This window comes from Cobetia sp. 3AK, assembly GCF_029846335.1.
Lineage (GTDB): Bacteria > Pseudomonadota > Gammaproteobacteria > Pseudomonadales > Halomonadaceae > Cobetia > Cobetia marina.
This window is the reverse complement of record NZ_JARWKR010000001.1, coordinates 133357-149088: the sequence shown is the minus strand read 5'-3', so window position 1 is coordinate 149088 and position 15732 is coordinate 133357. Positions and strand designations below refer to the sequence as shown.

The following is a 15732-nucleotide window of genomic DNA, read 5'->3' as shown; positions in this document are numbered from 1 at the left end:
AACCCCCTTACTGAATATTCAGGAGCAAGACCATGTCAGCGCAGACTCAGGATCACGAAGGTTTCCTGCAAGCGGCCATCGAGGAGGCCGAGAAGGGCCATGCCGCAGGTGGCGTACCGATCGGCTCGGTACTGGTCCACGATGGCAAGATCATCGGGCGTGGCCACAACCAGCGTCAGCAGAAGGGCAGCACGGTACTGCACGGTGAGATGGATGCGCTGGAGAATGCCGGACGTCTGCCGGCGAAGGTCTATCGCGAGTGCGTGCTCTACACTACCTTGTCACCGTGCCCGATGTGCAGTGGCGCCATCCAGCTCTACGGGATTCCCCATGTCGTCGTGGGTGAGAACAGGACCTTCATGGGTGCGGAAGACCATCTGCGCGCTCAAGGCGTCAAGGTGGACGTCGTGGACAATGCGCGTTGTCGGGAGCTGATGGAGACATTCATCCGCGAACAGCCGGAAGTATGGAACGAAGATATCGGAGAGTGATCAGAGAGTCGTCAGAGAAAAGAAATGGTGTTCGTTAACATTTTCATGCTACTGAAAGGGCGATTTGCTTGAAAAGCTGCCAAGCGAGCACCATGTTGAAGTCATCCAAGCGTTTGAACACGCTTTCGCTTGCATGAATACTCGACCTTTGTTGCAATGCTTTGCGCAGGAAACAAGGGGCTGATGACTCCCCACCTATCAAGGAGAAGACGATGAAGCTCAAGCAATGGATGATTCCCGCACTGGCCGCTGGCCTGTCCCTTGCCATCGCCGGTTGTGACAATGGCGATACCGACAAGGCCGCCCAGCAAGCCGAGACGTCTGCAGAGCAAAGTGCAGAGCAGGCTGAGCAGAGTGCCGATCAGGCTGCTGAAGCCGCTGCTGCCGAGATGGACCAGGCTGCAGATGAAGCTGCTGCTGAAATGGACGACGCGGCTGACAAGGCTGACAACATGGCTGATGACGCAGCGCAGTCCGCTGACGCCATGGGTGATGAAGCTGCCGCCGAGAGCGATGATGCCCTCGATGCGACCAAGAACGCCGCCAGCGAGACTTACGAGTCCGCCAAGCAGGGTGTGAACGATGCCGCTGACGCCACCGCCGATGCTGCCAAGAACGCCTACGACTCCACCAAGGAGCAGGCTGCTGAACTGACCAACTCCGCTGAACAGCAGGGTGATGACGCTGCGGCAGAAGCCAACGCCGAGATCAATGAAGCTCAGAAGGCGGCCAACGAATCCGTTGATGACGCTCAGCAGTGATCGTTTGAGGCAATGCCATCACTCACGTGAGTGAATGTCCTGCCTGCAACGCCGCGGCCCCGTGCTGCGGCGTTGTGCGTCTTGCTCTCATGCCGTCCTGAAGCGATGTAGTGCCATCGCTCTGGCGGAGGCAGCGGACACAGAAACGCCCGCCAATAGGCGGGCGTTTCTGTGTCTTGCCATCATCAGGCCACCGGTGAGGGTGGACTGACCGGAGTGATCAGGTGATCAGACCGGCTTGATGTTTGCGGCCTGAAGGCCTTTCTTGCCCTGGGTGACGTCGAAGGAAACCTTCTGGCCGTCCTGCAGGGACTTGAAGCCTTCTGCCTGAATTTCAGAGAAGTGCGCGAACAGGTCGTCGCCGCCGTCGTCCGGAGAAATGAAGCCGAAACCTTTGGTGTCGTTAAACCACTTGACTGTGCCAGTTGCCATGATTCTTTCCTTGCTTACGTGATGATGTTGGTGGTCTGCCCATCAGACCGGATTGCGTTGGTGCGGCTAGGGGGAATTCCACCAGAGAGACGCGTTACGTCCTGCGACGACATCCTTTCCTGCTTGACCTACGCCTGCAGTAGAAACTGCACATGTTCGCATCTTGACCGAATAGTCAGTCGTCGTATTGGCGACGTCTGCCTGCTCAAGTAGGATGCGTACACAGAGCCAACATAGATGGAAATGCCATGAAGGTCCAGAACGTAGATTACCGCTCGGCCGATGCTGCCGAAAAATTTGTCGAATCCCTGCGCACGACAGGCTTCGGCGTGATTCGCAATCATCCGATTTCTCATGAATTGGTCGAGAAGATCTACGCTGAATGGGCGGAATTCTTCGCGAGTGCCGACAAGCTGGAGTGGCGCTACGACCCGAAGACCCAGGATGGTCTCTTCCCGGCGGATGTCTCCGAGACCGCCAAGGGGCATACGGCGCGGGACCTCAAGGAGTACTACCACATCTATCCGTGGGGAAAGATTCCGGACAGCCTGCGCGAGAATGCCATGGAGTACTACCGTCAGGCAGAAGCCTTCGCCGCGGAGCTCCTGAGCTGGGTGGAAGCGCATTCGCCCGCTGAAGTGGCCGAGCTCTATCGTGAGCCGCTCTCCAACATGATCAAGGACAGTGGGCAGACGCTCTTGCGCGTCCTGCACTATCCGCCGATGACCGGTTCGGAAGAGCCGGGTGCCGTGCGTGCCGCTGCCCATGAGGACATCAACCTGCTGACCGTGCTGCCTGCCGCCAATGAGCCGGGGCTGCAGGTGATGGATGTCGATGGTGAATGGATGGACGTGCCCTGTGATCCGGGTCAGCTGGTCATCAATGTCGGCGACATGCTCCAGGAAGCCAGTGGCGGCTATTTCCCGTCCACCACGCATCGCGTGATCAATCCGACCGGGGAAGGGTGCAGTCAGTCGCGTCTGTCCCTGCCGCTTTTCCTGCATCCGCGTCCACAAGTGGTGCTGTCTGACAAGCACACCGCGGATTCCTATCTCAAGGAACGTCTGCGCGAACTGGGCGTGATCTAGGCTTCGGTGACGACACGACAGGCTTCAACGCCACCCGCGCGGCTGCGTGGGTGGCGTTGTCGCGTCTGGACGAGGCTTGCGGGCACGAGAGGCTTGATTCCCGCCCGCCAAGACCGCATTGACTGTATTCGCAATCATGATCTGCCGTTTCACGGCTAAGGCTTTACAGATGACCGCATCGCCCGTCGTACAGGACACGCACTCCAAGACCATGGGCTACCTGCTGTGGATCTTCGGTTTCCTCGGCGCCCATCGTTTCTACTATGGCAAACCGGTCACCGGCACCATCTGGCTGTTCACCTTCGGCCTGCTGGGGATCGGCTGGCTGATCGACCTGTTCCTGATTCCCGCCATGGACCGCGAGGCGGATTTCCGCTTTCGTGAAGGGCCAATCAACTACTCGCTGAGCTGGATTCTGCTCACCTTCCTGGGCGTATTCGGCGTCCACCGCATGTACATGGGCAAGTGGCTGACCGGGCTGATCTATCTGTGTACCGGTGGGCTGTTCTTCATCGGCGTGCTCTATGATTTCTGGACGCTCAACGAGCAGATCTCCCAGGAACAGGCCCGCTGATCCACCTTCGGCAAGCGTCAGTGCCGCATCGGTCCCGGGAGGTAGCTCCGGGACTGTCCGGACGCCGCCGACCTTCAGTGCAGGCGGCCTCAATCACAAGGATGTTCACATGATCTGGCTCAAGGCTTTCGTGGCGGCTTTTCTGGCGACCCTGATCTTCCATCAGGGGCTGTTCGGGCTCTTCTATCTGGCCGATATCCTGCCCAAGGCGCCCTACAACATGACCCCTGCCGGGCCGCTGGGCGTTCCGTCAGTGCTCTCGCTGGCCTTCTGGGGCGGGCTATGGGGACTGCCGCTATGGGCGCTGGTACGCCGCAGCACCGGCATGAGCCACTGGCTGATCAGTCTGGCATTCGGTGCCGTCGGTCCGACGGCAGTGGCCATGCTGGTCGTCTTCCCGCTCAAGGGCATCGCCGTGGTGCCGATGATGATCATCGGCGGGCTGATTCTCAATGGTGCCTGGGGGCTCGGTACCAGCCTGCTGATGCGCGTGCTGGGTGAACGTCCGGCCCCTGGTGGCCGCCCGGCAGCATGATGGCAGACCTCCCCTGGGAAATGTTGGCAATGGCCTGGGCGGCCGGGTTGTGCATCCCGCTGGGTGGGGTGATCGCGCAACTGGAGCGTAGCCACGAAACCCACGTCAAGCGCAGCTGGTTGGCTGGCATCACGGCGCTGGGGGGAGGCATCCTGCTGGCAGCGGTCGCGTTGGTGCTGGTGCCTCGCGCCATGGAATCCCTGTCCGTCCTGCCTCTGCTCGGGCTGTTTCTGCTCGGGGCGCTCGTCTTCATGCAGCTGGATCGCTGGCTGGCCCGCAGCGGTGACGCCAGGGGACAGCTGCTGGCGATGTTGATGGACTTCATCCCCGAGGCGATCGCTCTCGGGGCCCTGGCATCCGCCTCACCTGCGGCGGCCATGCTGATGGCGCTGTTCATCGCCGTGCAGAACCTGCCAGAAGGTTTCAATGCCTATCGGGAGCTGGAAGGCGCTGGCCTCACCGCGCGACAGGGACTGGGCGCCTTCCTGCTGCTGTCATTGCTAGGTCCGCTGACGGCCTTCTCCGGCCATCTGTGGTTGGCGGATGCCCCCCGGCTGCTGGGCGGGCTGATGGCCTTCGCGGCGGGAGGCATCCTGTATCTGATCTTTCAGGACATCGCCCCCCAGGCGCGAGTGGTGCATCACTGGTCTCCACCGCTGGGGGCCACGCTGGGATTCATGATCGGCATGCTCGGTGAACGTCTGGTCGGCTGATGGCAGGCGATCCGCTTGCCGACAGCAGGACTGACCGACATCGGTATTGCCATGTGTCTGCTCTTTCTTCCCTGTCACGTCTCACCACGGATATCTCATGAGCGAACACGCCAAGGACAGCGGTCTCACCGCATTGCTGGAAGAGCTGGACCGCGAGATAGAAGGCGACATCTCGCTGGGTGCCATACTGGAACATTTCAATTCACGCGGCTTCGGCCCCTTGCTGGTGTTGCCGGCGCTGCTGGTTCTGCTGCCGACCGGGGCCATTCCGGGCGTGCCGACTACCTGTGCGCTGTTCATCGGGCTGATCGCCTTCCAGCTGTTGCTGGGCCATCGCACTCCCTGGTTGCCCAGACGGCTGGCCAGCTTCAGTTTCGAGCATGAGCGCCTCACCCATGGCGTGCAGCGAGCGCGTCCCTGGACACGGCGCATCGACCGATTGCTCAAGCCGCGGCTCGGTTTCATGACACGTGGCATTGCCTATCGTCTGATCGCTGCACTGGCCATTCTGCTGGCGGCCACCATGGTGCCTCTGGAGCTGGTGCCGTTTGCCTCGGCACTGCCCGCCGCGACGCTGTTGCTGCTCGGGCTGGGGCTGATCGGTGAGGATGGCGTCGTCATTCTGCTGGCATTGGCGGTGCTGCTTGCCGATGTGGTGGCGGGATTGTGGCTGGTCGGTTGAAGCCCTGAGGCGCCTCGGCGCCCGGGGCGCCTCCCTCGAAGGCATGAGCGAGTCTCAGTGGAAGGGATCACGCCGAGGTGGGGGCGAGGGCGGCAGTTGAGCGACGAGGATGGGCTGGCGGTCTGAAGGTTGTCAGCGATGACTTTTCAGGCTCGCATCCCTCGCTTAGACTGGACATCCGTTCATGCCGCAGGGCGTGGAGAAGTCCGTCACAAGGATATGCGGCATGTTTGACTTCATTCAGTTCGATACCGCGTTCTGGTCATTCGTGGTGGCCATCACGCTGCTCACCGTGACCCCCGGAGTGGACACCCTGCTGGTGATTCGCAACACCCTGCGTGGCGGCCTGCGCGACGGGGTGCTCACCAGTGTTGCCATCTGTGCCGGGCTCTTCGTGCATGCCCTGGTGTCGTCGGCGGGGATCTCGCTGATTCTTCTGCAATCCGCCTGGGCCTTCTCGGCACTCAAGCTGGTCGGTGCTGCCTATCTCGTATGGCTGGGGATCAAGAGTCTGCTCAGTGCGCGCCGCACTCGCGGGCTGGATATCCAGGCCGATGTCGCGCGTCAGCGAGTCTCTCTCTGGCAACCGTTGCGCGAAGGCTTCCTCTCCAACGTGCTCAACCCCAAGACCGTCGTCTTCTATATGGCGTTCCTGCCGCAGTTCATCGCACCGACCGACCCGGCCATTCTCAAGTCGCTGTGGCTGGCAGGTGTCCACTTCGTGATCGCCAACCTGTGGCAGATCGGTGTGGCGGTGATGGTGGGCGGTGCCGGGCGCTGGCTGGCTCGACCCCGTGTCGCCAGCTGGATGGAAGGCATCACCGGCACCGTGATGGTGGCACTCGGCGCGCGCCTGGCCCTGAGCCGCTGACGGCGGCGTCTGACATCTGCACGCGGCCCTTTGCGGGCACGAGAGCACTCACTGCGACGGAGAAGCCGGGGATGAACGCCTTATCCCTCACGCCACATGGATCCTGCTACGCTGACCCTTGCCTCCTTCCTCAAGATCGTGACCCATCTTGAGTCTCGTGATATCAGCGATGTCTACGATTCGCGTGTCCAGCAGGTACAGGTGCTCTATCACGGCTACACCGTCGACTTCCGTCATCAGTTGTGGCGTATCCAGGAGGAGTCGGTATGTGCCCGGCTGAGCAAGACCGGCAGCGCGGCGGAGCAACGTGATTGCTCACGCATGGCCAGCCGTCTGTTCGTCGAGACCTGTCACGCCCTGCAGCAGAGGGGGCGTGCTGCCCATCTCGACACTCGCACCATGTATTGCAAGGCGGCCGCCACCTACAAGCCCCTGCGCGACCCCTATGCCGGGATGACACCTGCCCAGCGTGAGGCGCGCAAGGCGCTGGAAGCTGCCCAGAAACGTGCGGAACGCGCCTGCAATCGTTATGTGCTGGATGCACTGTCGAGCAACTCACTTGAGGTGCTGCGTCTGCGTCAGCGCTATTGTCGTGAAAGTGAGCGTCTGTCCTCGCGACTCAAGGGCCCTTGAGTCCGGACGCTCACCGCAGTCGCGTGGCCGGCCAAGTGTGGAAAGGCCGCGTGAGTGGATGAGGTATGCTGTCGTGAAGATCACGATGGTTCGTGTCGTCATTACATCAAGACCGGCCGCACGTCAGGCTGGCAGAAGCAGGGAATGCTAACCAATGAGTCCTTCCTACACCTTGCGTCGCCGGCTGGCCGGGGCGGGTATCGTCGTCTTGCTGCTCGTGGGGCTGGCGGCCTGGCTGTTTGCCTTCGAAGAGGGACGCTGGGTGGGCCGTGTCACGTCCCGGCCTGAGACCTTGAACCTGGAAGCCGTCGAACAGGGCAATCTACCGGTCAATCAGTTCGTGTCGCTACGCGATCACTGGGCGGTCTATCGCGAACATGCCGAGACCTTTCGTCTGGATGCGGCTGCCGAAGGTGGGCAGCGAATCGAGACGCTCTATTACCCGGTGATCTCGGACATGAACCCCTATCTGCTGGAGCTGGCAGGATTGTCACGCGCCTTCGGTGGCATCGATGGCATTCCCTCGGACGAGTGGCCGCGCATCGAGCGCATGGGCGTGCTGGTGCGTACCGATTCCGTCCAGAGCCTGAAGAACGTCCCGCCGCTCATCGAGTTCCCGGATGGCCTGTTCGGTACCGTGCTGCATGCCGAGACCGACCTGCCCGGCGATGAGCGCGCCCTGTTGAGTGAACGCTGGCCGGACATCGACCTGTCGCGGGTGATCATCATCAATGCGGGCCATCGTCCCGGCAATGTCTGGAGCATGATCGCCTACGGGCTGCTGGGGAGCGTCAGCTGGGCAGGGGGGCTGATACTGGCCTGGCGCCTGTGGCGCCGCCCTCGCGTCAGCCATTCGGCTCGTCACTCGGATGGGGCTCGCCAGATACCCCATGAGACCTCGCCCTCGACATTTCCCGCGAATCCCTCTCTCGCCCGCAAGGACGAGAACTGGAAGGGCAGTCAGCGCGACAGCGGTGATGGGCGTCCGCTGAGCTATGCCGAGGCGCTGAATCGCTACGCTCCCCAGCATGAGGAAGCTCCCCGACAGGGTGACGGCCAGACGCCACCGCTATCGGGAATCCATGCCCGACGCGATGATTGAGCCGTAGCGGAGACGCACGACGACAACGCCAGCCCTGAGGCTGGCGTTGTCGTGTGTGACGTCACGATTGGTCTGTCAGCGCGTGCGCTGGACGTTCGGCATGATTCTCTTCAGCGGCGGTCCACCAGCGCGGTGGTGTAGGGCTGATTGACCTCGCGCTCACTGACCACTCTGACGCCGTCGCTCGTGCCCTTGGCCAGCGACTCGAAGATGACGCGATACGCCAGTACTGCCTTGACGTACTCACGGGTTTCCTTGAAGGGAATGCGCTCGACGAAGCGGTCATATTCGCGCGGGGTATCGGCCAGCCAGCGATCCACGCGGCCCGGGCCTGCGTTGTAGGCCGCCGCTGCCGCAAGGCGATTGCCGGAGTAGCGGTCCAGCATCTCGCGGATATAGGTGCTGCCGAGGCGGATGTTGGTGTCCGGGTCACCGAGCGCGGCATGGCTGGGCGTGGCAAGCCCCAGGTCACGACTGACCTTGGCCGCCGTGCCCGGCATCAGCTGCATCAGCCCACGGGCACCCACGGGCGAGGTGGCGGTAGGATTGAAGGCACTCTCGCGACGCGCCAGTGCCATCAGCATCCAGGGGTCCACACCGGCGTTGGCCCCATAGCGCTGGAAGTCCTGCTGCCAGGCGGGCGGGAAGCGCCAGGACAGGCCATCCCACAGCTTGCCGCGAATGGTCGCGAACACGGTCAGGTCATACCATTGCTGCTTGAGGGCGTAAGCCGCCAGGCGACGCGCGCCGGCGTCATCGGCCTGGCTCACGGCATTGAACCATTCCGAACGCGCCAGACCGATCTCATCGATCTCCATCAGCGCCCTGACACGCCTGACGGCCGGGGTGCGGGCAATCTCTGCCAGTTGCGCATCATCGAAGGTCTGGTCATCGCGATTGAGCGAATAGGCCTTGCCGATCCGGTCCGAGGCGAGGAAACCATAGAAGTTGCGTTCGCCACTGGCGCGTGCCCAGGCGGCGCGTGCCTCATCCCGGCGTCCCAGGCTGTCATCCGCACGGCCCAGCCAGTACTGGTATCGGGCTTCGCCACTGAAGCGTTCCGGCATCTTGAGGACCCATTCGCGTACCTCGCCCCAGGCGCCATCGCGAATGGCATTGCGCATGCGCAGGTCGAACAGCTCCTCATCATCGAGCATGGCCAGGCGCTCATCCACCCAGCCCTGGTTGTTGGGAATGTCACGTACCAGGGAATACCAGGCCAGATCACGCTCGACCTCATGACGCTGCTCATCGCTCAGCGGCATGTGCGGGCTGACCTTGCGCCAGGCCTCCAGGGCTGCCTCGGTATCCGCGCGCACGAAGCCATGCATGGCAGCGACACTGAGCGCGGCAAAGGCATGCCCACCGTGACCCAGATCGGTCGGAATCCGGGTAATGGCGGCAAAGTTGCCGTCCAGCTGCTCGCGTGCGGCGATGGCCTGCTGCCAGTTGCCCGACAGCTGGCGTTCCAGGTAGCTGACCATGCTGCCCTGACCGGCGGCCCAGGCGAGCATCATGCGTTCCCAGACGGCCTGATCATCGATCACGCCACGTTCGCGCAGCGTCGAGAACAGCGGGTCACAGGCGGAATCCTGCGAGCCCGAGACATGCCAGAGTTTCAGGCCGCCTTGCGAGGCGCTGGCGAAATCATTGTTCAGCTGTGCCGTGTAGTAATGGCATTGACGGCTGGCACCGGCAGGCACGCCATCGCTGACCTCGAGCAAAGCATCATGGCGTCCGGTGCGTCCGTAGGCCGAGATGGCCTGGCCGCGCATCCACTCCGCCAAGGGGGAATCGGCGTGACGCTCCATGAAGGACAGGACTTCCGCCGGCGTTGCGTAGGGCAGGCGTGCCTTGAGCTGGTGATATTCGATATAGCCTTCCAGCACATGGCCATTGACGGCGACCTGCTGGATATCCTGGAAGCGCTTGGCTCGGGCATCCTCCAGCGCAGCGCGGAAGCTCTGATCACTGGGAGTGGCCGCTTGCAGCGGCAGGCTGAGGCCCAGCAGCAGACCCAGGCTTGTCAAATGGCGCAACGATGTGAAGCGGCGCATGGCGCGGGCGCCGCGGCCCGGTGGGGAAACGAACTTGCCTAGTGTCACCTGGAGACTCCTGCGATGAACGAGGTGAAGAGGGCTGAGGCGTCGCCCGCATCTTGCGTAGACGCCCCAGTGCCCCGATGTCGTGTATCAGGGGTTGCAGAGATAGCACCCATTGAGGGCTATCGTGGCAGCCGATGACGAGGAATGACAGTGTCGATGGATGCTGACAGTCACAATACATGCAATACCTGCGATACAGGCAATGTACGAGGAGTGTTCCCATGGGCAAGGCAATGTGGTTGACCCGCCTGTTTGGTCGCCGACACGTATTGGGCAAGGCCGGAGCGGCATTGCGTACACTCGTTCCGCTGTGCCGTGACGTGATCAGTGGACGTTATCGCCCGGTGCCGTGGAAGGCGCTGGGACTGGCCGCAGGTGCGTTGCTCTATCTGGTCTCGCCGCTGGACCTGATCCCCGACATGCTGGTGGGGCTGGGGATTCTGGATGATCTGGTGATCGTGACCTGGTTGCTCGGCAAGCTCGATGATGCGCTGGCCGACTATCGCCTGTGGCGCGGCGAGGTCCCCGACACCGAGCCTTCCGATCCCTCGGCGCCCTGACGACGCTGGCGGGCCATGCGGTGGCAGGGCACTGCCCATTGGCCGCATGGCGGCGATGAGGATCACCTGTCATGCTCGTGAGGGATCATCAAACACCAGTTTGAACCGCGTCGTGCCGGTGACATGCACACGTGCCCTGGCGGACGATGCCTTTCATGACGAGTCTCGAGGAAATCCTGCATGCTGATCTATGCCTGTCTGCTGTTCGCGGCGCTGATGCTGGTGCTGACCAAGGCGCCCGTCGCCTGGGCCCAGCAACGTACCGGACGCTATGACAACCATGACCCCCGCGCGCAGCAGCGCGAACTCACGGGCTTCGGGGCGCGTGCGCTCGCCGCGCATCAGAACAGCAACGAGGCGTTCCCGCTGTTTGCCGCCGGGGTGCTGGTGAGTGTCATCGTCGCGCCCGGCGCGCCGATCGCCACCACTCTGGCGGTGATCTTCGTGCTGGCGCGTCTGGGGTACTGGGGCTGCTATCTGGCGAATATCGCGCTCTTGCGCTCCCTGCTGTGGGGCGTCGGCTATCTGGTCTCCCTCGCGCTGATCGCGATACCGCTATGGATGTGACGGCGTCGGAGGCGACGAAAGACGGGCCGCACAGTCTGCTGGGGCTGGCCGTCAATCGCGCTGACGTGCCGGCGGCGGGAGGAGGGCTGGATGACGCCAGCTGGGTGAGGGCGCTGACGGGGTTCGTGAGCTTCATTCCGCATACCGCGAGATTGCAGGTCAGTGTCGATGAGGTCGCCGCGCCGGCCGTGCGCATGACGTTACCCTGGCAGGCGGCACTGGTGGGGGACCCGCATCGCCACCTGGTGCACGGCGGTGTACTGACGATGTTCGCCGACACTCTGTGCGGCAGTGCCGTCCTGACGGGCCTGGAGCGTCCGGAAGTCTGCCCGACGCTGGATCTGCGTCTCGATCATTATCGTCCCGGGGTGGAAGGCATGGCGTTGATCGGCGAGGCACGCGTCCTGCGTGTCACCGAGTCGATGGTCTTCACCGAAGCGCAGATCTGGCAGCAACCGGGCAAGCTTCTGTGTCGCGCCATCGGCAACTTCGTTCGCCTGGGGGCGCGCAATACGCCTCCAGGATTTGGCGAAGCGCTGATGGCCGCCGCGCAGGGTCGCCCATCGGCGAGGGCAGCCGGCTCTGTCATCGATGACCCGCAGAAGACCGCTGACGACGAGGCGCTCCCTGCCGTGTCGCAGCCGGTCGTCAGCCGTCCGGGGGACGGGCTGCAGCATGCCCGGCGTTTCGTCGAAGGCCAGCGCACCCGAGGGGATCTTGCAGACCTGCTGGCAAGCCTGCCCTACGCCAGAGCCATCGGACTGGGCCTGTGCTCCCTGGCGCCCTCCTCGTCGGCAGAGGATGACCCGCTGCCGACCACCCCGCTTCGCTATGCGATGGCCGCCATGCCCGAGAACGTCGGCAACCCCATGTTGCCCGCCGTGCATGGAGGCGTGCTGGCGGCCGCGATGGAGACGGCCGCCACGCTCGAGGTGCTGCGCTTGAATGGCCGTGGAGGGCGTCAGGCGCGTCTGCCCAAGTTGATCGATTTCTCCATCGATTATCTGGCCACGGCGCGGGGTGACAGTGTCACGCGCATCGATTGTGAGGTGCTGCGCGAGGGGCGGCGCATGGCCAACGTGCGTGTCAGTGCCTGGCAGCACTCCAGTCAACGGCCGGTCGCCAGTGCGCGCATGCATTTCGTGCTGGAACCTCTGGCAAGAGAACAAGAGGCCTGATCCTCAGCCACCTTCGTCAGCGACACCTCAGGGCACCCCGCGCGGGTGCCCTGTCGTCTCACGCCTGGCCTGACGGAACCTGCTGAAGGAATCAGCGCGACGCCGAGCGCAATATGCTGCCTCTAGTGCCTTGAAATCGTTCATCCTTGCCCCATATCTGGTCCACGAGAGCGTGACTCGACCCGTCCCCGAGAATGACGGGCGAGCCTTCGCCACCACCTTGCAGCGGTGACGCAGGTTGCCGCCGGTTTCCACATCAGGCACAGACATAGAGGGGTCCTTCACGATGACCACCGCCACCCACACCGAAACACATGGCTTCCAGACAGAAGTGAAGCAGCTGCTTCACCTCATGATCCACTCGCTGTACTCCAACCGCGAGATCTTCCTGCGCGAGCTGGTCTCCAATGCCGCGGATGCCTGCGACAAGCTGCGCTACCAGGCGCTGGACAACGATGCCCTCTACGGCAATGACAGCGAGCTGCGCATCGAGATCGAGCACGATGCCGACGCGAAGACCATCACCCTGCGTGACAACGGCATCGGCATGAGCCGCGATGACGTGGTGGCCAATCTGGGCACCATCGCGCGCTCCGGCACCGCCGAGTTCATGAAGAACCTGTCAGGTGACCAGCAGAAGGATTCGCGTCTGATCGGCCAGTTCGGTGTCGGCTTCTATTCCGGCTTCATCGTCGCCGACGAGATCACCGTGCGCACCCGTCGCGCCGACCTCGATGCCGACCAGGGTGTCGAGTGGAAGTCCCGTGGCGAGGGCGAGTTCAGCGTGGCGGACATCGAGCGCGCCGAGCGCGGTACCGAGATCGTGCTGCACCTCAAGGACGATGCCCTCGAGTTCGCCGATGAGCATCGCCTGCGCAACCTGGTCACCAAGTACTCCGATCACATCGAACTGCCGGTGCGCATGCAGCGTGTCGAGAAGGACGAGGAAGGCAACGAGCAGATCCACTGGGAAACCGCCAACTCCGCCACTGCGCTGTGGGTGCGCTCCAAGTCCGAGGTCAGCGACGAGGAGTACAAGAACTTCTACAAGCACGTCTCTCACGACTTCTCCGACCCGCTCAGCTGGAGCCACAACAAGGTCGAGGGCAAGCTCGAGTACACCAGCCTGCTGTTCGTGCCGGGTCGTGCGCCGTTCGACCTCTACCAGCGTGATGCCGCGCGTGGCCTGAAGCTCTACGTGCAGCGCGTCTTCATCATGGACGACGCCGAACAGTTCCTGCCGCTGTACCTGCGCTTCATCAAGGGCGTGCTGGACACCAATGATCTGTCCTTGAACGTCTCGCGTGAGCTGCTGCAGCAGGACCCGCAGGTCGACAAGCTCAAGTCCGCGCTGACCAAGCGTGGCCTGGACATGCTCAAGAAGCTGGCCAAGGACGCCGAGCAGTACCAGACCTTCTGGAACCAGTTCGGCTCCGTGCTCAAGGAAGGCCCGGCGGAGGACTACGCCAACCGCGAGAAGATCGCCGAGCTGCTGCGCTTCTCCACCACGCATACTGACAGCGCCACTCAGGATCAGTCGCTGGCCCAGTACGTCGAGCGCATGAAGGAAGGTCAGAGCAAGATCTACTATCTGGTCGCCGACAGCTTCAACGCCGCCAAGTCCAGCCCGCATCTCGAGATCTTCCGCAAGAAGGGCATCGAGGTTCTGCTGCTGACCGACCGTATCGATGAGTGGCTGATGAGCCACCTCACCGAGTTCGACGGCAAGTCCTTCGCCGACGTCGCCAAGGGCGATCTCGATCTCGGCGATGTCGAGAACGAGGAAGAGAAGAAGGCCCAGGAAGAGACTGCCAAGGCCAAGGAAGATCTGGTCAAGCGTGTCAAGGAAGCGCTGTCTGATAGCGTTCAGGAAGTGCGTATCACGCACCGTCTGACCGATTCCCCGGCCTGCGTGGTGCTGCCGGAGCACGAGATGGGCTACCAGATGCGCAAGATGATGGAAGCCGCTGGCCAGCCGCTGCCGGAAGTGAAGCCGATTCTCGAGCTGAACCCGGAGCACGCCCTGGTCTCGCGTCTGGAAGGCGGCGAAGGCGACTACTTCACCGACCTCGCTCACGTGCTGCTCGATCAGGCCATCATCGCCGAAGGTGGCGCGCTGGAAGACCCGGCCGCCTACGTGCGTCGCCTGAACGGCATGCTCAGCGCCTGAGGCGACTGACCGAACACGTCACGTGGAGGCTCGAATGCCCGTCGTGACAGGTCGTTCGTGACCGGCCATGCTTGACGCGATGCCCCCGCAGCCCCGGCTGCGGGGGCATCGTGCGTTTCAGACATCGTGCGTTTCAGGCATCGTGTATTTCAGCAACCGTGCCTGTCAGCCTGTCAGCCTGTCAGTCTTTCGTGTCGCTGGCGATGAGATGGGCTTCTCCAGACGGCATTTTTGGGGTTTCATGCAGCCTCATGAGATACGCTGCCAGTGATTATGCGTCTTGGATGTGTCCATTCTCATCACATGTCTCATCACATGAGCGCCGCGCATGACCTACCTGCTTTCCTGTCGACTCCCGAACCGTCATCAGTCCCTGCAGCCTCTCGCGATGGCTCGTGGCCTGCTGGCCACCGGCGAGCGACTCCTGCGCCGTTTTGCCAGGTCACGCATGCAACGTCGATCCGGCCTCTGCCTTTTGATGGTGGTGATGGCCGTGTGCTCGGTCGCCGAGGCGGCACGCCTGGATGACGAGCTGCTGGTCAGGGACACCACCCATCAGATGCCGGACCTGCGTGTCCTTGCTGCCGGCAATCCACGCAAGGTCGCCTTCTTCGAGCTGATGATCCCGCTGGTGGTGGCCCAGAATCAGCGTCTTTCGGAACAGCGTGACTGGCTGCAGGCGATGCGTCGGCGAGCAGGCGAGGCCGGCAGAGACTACAGCGAGCGTGAGCAGGAGCGATTGAATGCCCTGTGCGAGCAGGCGCAGCAGCGCTGCAGCGTCAGCGCCGCGGACATCGGCATTCCCTGGGACGACCTGCTGGCGAGCATCGATACCCTGCCACTGGACATGGTGATGGTGCAGGCCATCGAGGAGTCCGGCTGGGGGACGTCCGGTCACGCCCGCAACGCCAACAATCTGTTCGGCATGCGCTGCTTCACCTCCGGCTGCGGTACCGGCCGGGCAGGGCGTGAATATCAGCGCTTCGAGAGTCTGGAGGCGGGGCTGGCCGCCTATTACCAGAACCTCAATGCCAACCCGCGTTATGCCAGGATGCGCCAGCTGCGGGCCCGCCTGCGCAATGCCGGTGAACGGGTGCGCGCCGAGGATCTCATCCCGATGCTGGGCGCCTATTCGACCCGGGGCGAGGCCTACTTCGCGACGCTCAATGAGCTGTTGCGCTGGAATCGCGGCCTGATCCGTACCGTGCGTGAGCGCCTGGCGGCCAATGGTGTCTTGTCGTGAGCCCTGGTGCTGGATATCGTCCTGCGT

The 15732-nt window shown here is 62.9% G+C and carries 17 protein-coding genes; 15 read left to right on the top strand and 2 right to left on the bottom strand.

What is annotated here, in order from left to right; genetic code table 11:
* Window positions 1-32 precede the first annotated feature (32 nt).
* Together QD228_RS00645 and QD228_RS00640 are read left to right on the top strand one after the other, a co-directional pair.
* A complete protein-coding gene (locus QD228_RS00645; protein WP_077372290.1) occupies window positions 33-491 on the top strand; it encodes a nucleoside deaminase in 459 nt (152 codons plus the stop codon).
* A 212-nt stretch (window positions 492-703) separates the two neighbouring features.
* A complete protein-coding gene (locus tag QD228_RS00640) occupies window positions 704-1252 on the top strand; it encodes a hypothetical protein (protein ID WP_065392582.1) in 549 nt (182 codons plus the stop codon).
* Window positions 1253-1480: 228 nt separating this feature from the next.
* Here QD228_RS00640 and QD228_RS00635 read toward each other — a convergent pair whose 3' ends face one another.
* Entirely contained in the window at window positions 1481-1684 is a 204-nt protein-coding gene (locus QD228_RS00635; RefSeq protein WP_043335501.1) for a cold-shock protein, read from the bottom strand.
* Between the two features lie 248 nt (window positions 1685-1932).
* Here QD228_RS00635 and QD228_RS00630 point away from each other — a divergent pair, with 248 nt between their 5' ends.
* The 8 genes from QD228_RS00630 (at window position 1933) to QD228_RS00595 (ending at window position 7882) form a co-directional block, all read left to right on the top strand.
* On the top strand, window positions 1933-2772 hold the full coding sequence (locus tag QD228_RS00630; protein WP_077372292.1) for a 2OG-Fe(II) oxygenase family protein: 840 nt from the start codon (window positions 1933-1935) through the stop codon (window positions 2770-2772).
* Between the two features lie 169 nt (window positions 2773-2941).
* Entirely contained in the window at window positions 2942-3346 is a 405-nt protein-coding gene (locus QD228_RS00625) for a TM2 domain-containing protein (protein WP_077372295.1), read from the top strand.
* Window positions 3347-3455: 109 nt separating this feature from the next.
* A complete protein-coding gene (locus QD228_RS00620) occupies window positions 3456-3881 on the top strand; it encodes a hypothetical protein (RefSeq protein WP_077372298.1) in 426 nt (141 codons plus the stop codon).
* Window positions 3878-4594, top strand: coding sequence for a divalent cation transporter (locus QD228_RS00615; RefSeq protein WP_279874086.1), 717 nt, complete (start codon window positions 3878-3880; stop codon window positions 4592-4594). The genes QD228_RS00620 and QD228_RS00615 overlap by 4 nt, the downstream gene beginning before the upstream one ends.
* Before the next feature lie 97 nt (window positions 4595-4691).
* Window positions 4692-5276, top strand: a complete 585-nt coding sequence (locus tag QD228_RS00610) for an exopolysaccharide biosynthesis protein (RefSeq protein ID WP_084209094.1) — start codon at window positions 4692-4694, stop codon at window positions 5274-5276.
* A gap of 226 nt (window positions 5277-5502) precedes the next feature.
* The gene (locus QD228_RS00605) at window positions 5503-6147 is read left to right on the top strand and encodes a LysE family translocator (RefSeq protein WP_077372304.1); all 645 of its coding nucleotides are present in this window, start codon (window positions 5503-5505) and stop codon (window positions 6145-6147) included.
* Window positions 6148-6243: 96 nt separating this feature from the next.
* Window positions 6244-6780, top strand: coding sequence for a hypothetical protein (locus QD228_RS00600; RefSeq protein WP_077372307.1), 537 nt, complete (start codon window positions 6244-6246; stop codon window positions 6778-6780).
* 154 nt (window positions 6781-6934) lie between these two features.
* Window positions 6935-7882 (top strand): hypothetical protein, encoded by a 948-nt coding sequence (locus QD228_RS00595; RefSeq protein ID WP_191236714.1) that lies wholly within the window; start codon window positions 6935-6937, stop codon window positions 7880-7882.
* Between the two features lie 110 nt (window positions 7883-7992).
* On the opposite strand, the gene QD228_RS00590 is transcribed toward QD228_RS00595, so the two are convergent.
* Window positions 7993-9987 carry a transglycosylase SLT domain-containing protein gene (locus QD228_RS00590; protein ID WP_279874084.1) on the bottom strand — a complete coding sequence of 665 codons (1995 nt, stop codon included), beginning with the start codon at window positions 9985-9987 and terminating at the stop codon, window positions 7993-7995.
* A gap of 221 nt (window positions 9988-10208) precedes the next feature.
* Between QD228_RS00590 and QD228_RS00585 the strand changes: the two genes are divergently transcribed.
* The 5 genes from QD228_RS00585 (at window position 10209) to QD228_RS00565 (ending at window position 15705) form a co-directional block, all read left to right on the top strand.
* Window positions 10209-10547, top strand: a complete 339-nt coding sequence (locus QD228_RS00585; protein WP_254696432.1) for a DUF1232 domain-containing protein — start codon at window positions 10209-10211, stop codon at window positions 10545-10547.
* Window positions 10548-10727: 180 nt separating this feature from the next.
* A complete protein-coding gene (locus QD228_RS00580; protein ID WP_084209092.1) occupies window positions 10728-11114 on the top strand; it encodes an MAPEG family protein in 387 nt (128 codons plus the stop codon).
* Window positions 11105-12292: a PaaI family thioesterase gene (locus tag QD228_RS00575; RefSeq protein WP_279874081.1), complete on the top strand. Its 1188-nt coding sequence runs from the start codon at window positions 11105-11107 to the stop codon at window positions 12290-12292. Before QD228_RS00580 ends, QD228_RS00575 begins: the two co-directional genes overlap by 10 nt.
* A gap of 286 nt (window positions 12293-12578) precedes the next feature.
* Complete coding sequence (gene htpG / locus QD228_RS00570; RefSeq protein WP_141392148.1) at window positions 12579-14462, top strand: molecular chaperone HtpG; 1884 nt, start codon at window positions 12579-12581, stop codon at window positions 14460-14462.
* A gap of 328 nt (window positions 14463-14790) precedes the next feature.
* The gene (locus QD228_RS00565; RefSeq protein ID WP_084209090.1) at window positions 14791-15705 is read left to right on the top strand and encodes a glucosaminidase domain-containing protein; all 915 of its coding nucleotides are present in this window, start codon (window positions 14791-14793) and stop codon (window positions 15703-15705) included.
* The last annotated feature ends 27 nt before the right edge of the window (window positions 15706-15732 follow it).

What these genes read in the sequence shown, in the direction of transcription:
- QD228_RS00645 (WP_077372290.1), top strand. Translation starts at nt 33, where the DNA reads ATGTCAGCGCAGACTCAGGATCACGAAGGTTTCCTGCAAGCGGCCATC.
- QD228_RS00640 (WP_065392582.1), top strand. Translation starts at nt 704, where the DNA reads ATGAAGCTCAAGCAATGGATGATTCCCGCACTGGCCGCTGGCCTGTCC.
- QD228_RS00635 (WP_043335501.1), bottom strand. Translation starts at nt 1,684, where the DNA reads ATGGCAACTGGCACAGTCAAGTGGTTTAACGACACCAAAGGTTTCGGC.
- QD228_RS00630 (WP_077372292.1), top strand. Translation starts at nt 1,933, where the DNA reads ATGAAGGTCCAGAACGTAGATTACCGCTCGGCCGATGCTGCCGAAAAA.
- QD228_RS00625 (WP_077372295.1), top strand. Translation starts at nt 2,942, where the DNA reads ATGACCGCATCGCCCGTCGTACAGGACACGCACTCCAAGACCATGGGC.
- QD228_RS00620 (WP_077372298.1), top strand. Translation starts at nt 3,456, where the DNA reads ATGATCTGGCTCAAGGCTTTCGTGGCGGCTTTTCTGGCGACCCTGATC.
- QD228_RS00615 (WP_279874086.1), top strand. Translation starts at nt 3,878, where the DNA reads ATGATGGCAGACCTCCCCTGGGAAATGTTGGCAATGGCCTGGGCGGCC.
- QD228_RS00610 (WP_084209094.1), top strand. Translation starts at nt 4,692, where the DNA reads ATGAGCGAACACGCCAAGGACAGCGGTCTCACCGCATTGCTGGAAGAG.
- QD228_RS00605 (WP_077372304.1), top strand. Translation starts at nt 5,503, where the DNA reads ATGTTTGACTTCATTCAGTTCGATACCGCGTTCTGGTCATTCGTGGTG.
- QD228_RS00600 (WP_077372307.1), top strand. Translation starts at nt 6,244, where the DNA reads ATGGATCCTGCTACGCTGACCCTTGCCTCCTTCCTCAAGATCGTGACC.
- QD228_RS00595 (WP_191236714.1), top strand. Translation starts at nt 6,935, where the DNA reads ATGAGTCCTTCCTACACCTTGCGTCGCCGGCTGGCCGGGGCGGGTATC.
- QD228_RS00585 (WP_254696432.1), top strand. Translation starts at nt 10,209, where the DNA reads ATGGGCAAGGCAATGTGGTTGACCCGCCTGTTTGGTCGCCGACACGTA.
- QD228_RS00580 (WP_084209092.1), top strand. Translation starts at nt 10,728, where the DNA reads ATGCTGATCTATGCCTGTCTGCTGTTCGCGGCGCTGATGCTGGTGCTG.
- QD228_RS00575 (WP_279874081.1), top strand. Translation starts at nt 11,105, where the DNA reads ATGGATGTGACGGCGTCGGAGGCGACGAAAGACGGGCCGCACAGTCTG.
- htpG (WP_141392148.1), top strand. Translation starts at nt 12,579, where the DNA reads ATGACCACCGCCACCCACACCGAAACACATGGCTTCCAGACAGAAGTG.
- QD228_RS00565 (WP_084209090.1), top strand. Translation starts at nt 14,791, where the DNA reads ATGACCTACCTGCTTTCCTGTCGACTCCCGAACCGTCATCAGTCCCTG.